Origin of the sequence: Streptomyces sp. NPDC004065 (assembly GCF_044903565.1) — a bacterium.
Classification (GTDB): domain Bacteria; phylum Actinomycetota; class Actinomycetes; order Streptomycetales; family Streptomycetaceae; genus Streptomyces.
The window spans coordinates 2,138-5,146 of record NZ_JBJDQT010000062.1 but is presented as its reverse complement, the minus strand read 5'-3'; the positions used below and the strand labels follow the sequence as shown (position 1 = coordinate 5,146).

The 3,009-nt window shown below is 51.6% G+C and carries 1 rRNA gene; it reads right to left on the bottom strand.

Annotation, left to right across the window (positions count from 1 at the left end):
- Positions 1–26 precede the first annotated feature (26 nt).
- A 23S ribosomal RNA gene (locus ACI2LW_RS33525) occupies positions 27–2,917 on the bottom strand.
- Positions 2,918–3,009 lie beyond the last annotated feature (92 nt).

Here is a 3,009-nt window from a genome sequence, read left to right as displayed (position 1 = left end):
TTCGACGCAAATTGCTTGGGTGTTATATGGTCAAGCCTCACGGGCAATTAGTATTGGTTAGCTCAACGCCTCACAGCGCTTACACACCCAACCTATCAACGTCGTAGTCTTCGACGGCCCTTCAGGGAGCTCAAGGCTCCAGTGAGATCTCATCTTGAGGCAAGTTTCCCGCTTAGATGCTTTCAGCGGTTATCTCTTCCGAACATAGCTACCCGGCAATGCCACTGGCGTGACAACCGGAACACCAGAGGTTCGTCCACTCCGGTCCTCTCGTACTAGGAGCAGCCCCTCTCAAATCTCAAACGTCCACGGCAGATAGGGACCGAACTGTCTCACGACGTTCTAAACCCAGCTCGCGTACCACTTTAAATGGCGAACAGCCATACCCTTGGGACCGGCTTCAGCCCCAGGATGTGATGAGCCGACATCGAGGTGCCAAACACCGCCGTCGATATGAACTCTTGGGCGGTATCAGCCTGTTATCCCCGGAGTACCTTTTATCCGTTGAGCGATGGCCCTTCCATACAGAACCACCGGATCACTAAGACCTACTTTCGTACCTGCTCGACGTGTCTGTCTCGCAGTCAAGCGCGCTTTTGCCTTTATACTCTACGACCGATTTCCGACCGGTCTGAGCGCACCTTCGTACTCCTCCGTTACTCTTTAGGAGGAGACCGCCCCAGTCAAACTACCCACCATACACTGTCCTCGATCCGGATAACGGACCTGAGTTAGAACCTCAAAGTTGCCAGGGTGGTATTTCAAGGATGGCTCCACGCAGACTGGCGTCCACGCTTCAAAGCCTCCCACCTATCCTACACAAGCAAATTCAAAGTCCAGTGCAAAGCTATAGTAAAGGTTCACGGGGTCTTTCCGTCTAGCCGCGGATACACTGCATCTTCACAGCGATTTCAATTTCACTGAGTCTCGGGTGGAGACAGCGCCGCCATCGTTACGCCATTCGTGCAGGTCGGAACTTACCCGACAAGGAATTTCGCTACCTTAGGACCGTTATAGTTACGGCCGCCGTTTACCGGGGCTTCGATCAAGAGCTTCGCGTTAGCTAACCCCATCAATTAACCTTCCGGCACCGGGCAGGCGTCACACCCTATACGTCCACTTTCGTGTTTGCAGAGTGCTGTGTTTTTAATAAACAGTCGCAGCGGCCTGGTATCTTCGACCGGCATGAGCTTACGGAGCAAGTCCTTCACCCTCACCGGCGCACCTTCTCCCGAAGTTACGGTGCCATTTTGCCTAGTTCCTTCACCCGAGTTCTCTCAAGCGCCTTGGTATTCTCTACCCAACCACCTGTGTCGGTTTGGGGTACGGTTCCTGGTTACCTGAAGCTTAGAAGCTTTTCTTGGAAGCATGGCATCAACCACTTCGTCGCCTAATGGCAACTCGTCATCAGCTCTCGGCCTTAAGATCCCGGATTTACCTAAGATCTCAGCCTACCACCTTAAACTTGGACAACCAACGCCAAGCTGGCCTAGCCTTCTCCGTCCCTCCATCGCAATAACCAGAAGTACAGGAATATTAACCTGTTTTCCATCGACTACGCTTTTCAGCCTCGCCTTAGGGACCGACTAACCCTGCGTCGATTAACGTTGCGCAGGAAACCTTGGTCTTTCGGCGTGGGAGTTTTTCACTCCCATTGTCGTTACTCATGTCAGCATTCGCACTTCTGATACCTCCAGCAAGCTTCTCAACTCACCTTCACAGGCTTACAGAACGCTCCTCTACCGCATCACCTAAGTGATACCCGTAGCTTCGGTGTATGGTTTGAGCCCCGTTACATCTTCCGCGCAGGCCGACTCGACTAGTGAGCTATTACGCTTTCTTTAAAGGGTGGCTGCTTCTAAGCCAACCTCCTAGCTGTCTAAGCCTTCCCACATCGTTTCCCACTTAACCATAACTTTGGGACCTTAGCTGACGGTCTGGGTTGTTTCCCTTTTCACGACGGACGTTAGCACCCGCCGTGTGTCTCCCATGCTCGGCACTTGTAGGTATTCGGAGTTTGCATCGGTTTGGTAAGTCGGGATGACCCCCTAGCCGAAACAGTGCTCTACCCCCTACAGTGATACATGAGGCGCTACCTAAATAGCTTTCGAGGAGAACCAGCTATCTCCGAGCTTGATTAGCCTTTCACTCCGATCCACAGGTCATCCGCTAACTTTTCAACGGTAGTCGGTTCGGTCCTCCAGTCAGTGTTACCTAACCTTCAACCTGCCCATGGATAGATCGCCCGGTTTCGGGTCTATACCCAGCGACTAAACGCCCTATTAAGACTCGCTTTCGCTACGCCTCCCCTATTCGGTTAAGCTCGCCACTGAATATAAGTCGCTGACCCATTATACAAAAGGTACGCAGTCACCTAACAAAGTAGGCTCCCACTGCTTGTACGCATACGGTTTCAGGATCTATTTCACTCCCCTCTCCGGGGTTCTTTTCGCCTTTCCCTCACGGTACTGGTTCACTATCGGTCAGTCAGTAGTATTTAGCCTTGGAGGATGGTCCCCCCATATTCAGACAAAGTTTCTCGTGCTCCGTCCTACTCGATTTCATGACTAAGAGATTTTCGCGTACAGGGCTATCACCCACTATGGCCGCACTTTCCAGAGCGTTCCGCTAATCTCAAAGCCACTTAAGGGCTAGTCCCCGTTCGCTCGCCACTACTAAGGGAATCTCGGTTGATTTCTTTTCCTCAGGGTACTTAGATGTTTCAGTTCCCCTGGTTCGCCTCTTGCACCTATGTATTCAGTACAAGATACCTGACTTATGCCAGGTGGGTTCCCCCATTCAGAGATCTCCGGATCAAAGTCTGTTTGCCGACTCCCCGAAGCTTATCGCAGGCTACCACGTCTTTCATCGCCTCTGACTGCCAAGGCATCCACCGTATGCGCTTCTTCACTTGACCATATAACCCCAAGCAATCTGGTTATACTGTGAAGACAACATTCGCCGAAAACTTGTAATTACTCACAAATTTTACCTTAGCCTGAACATACA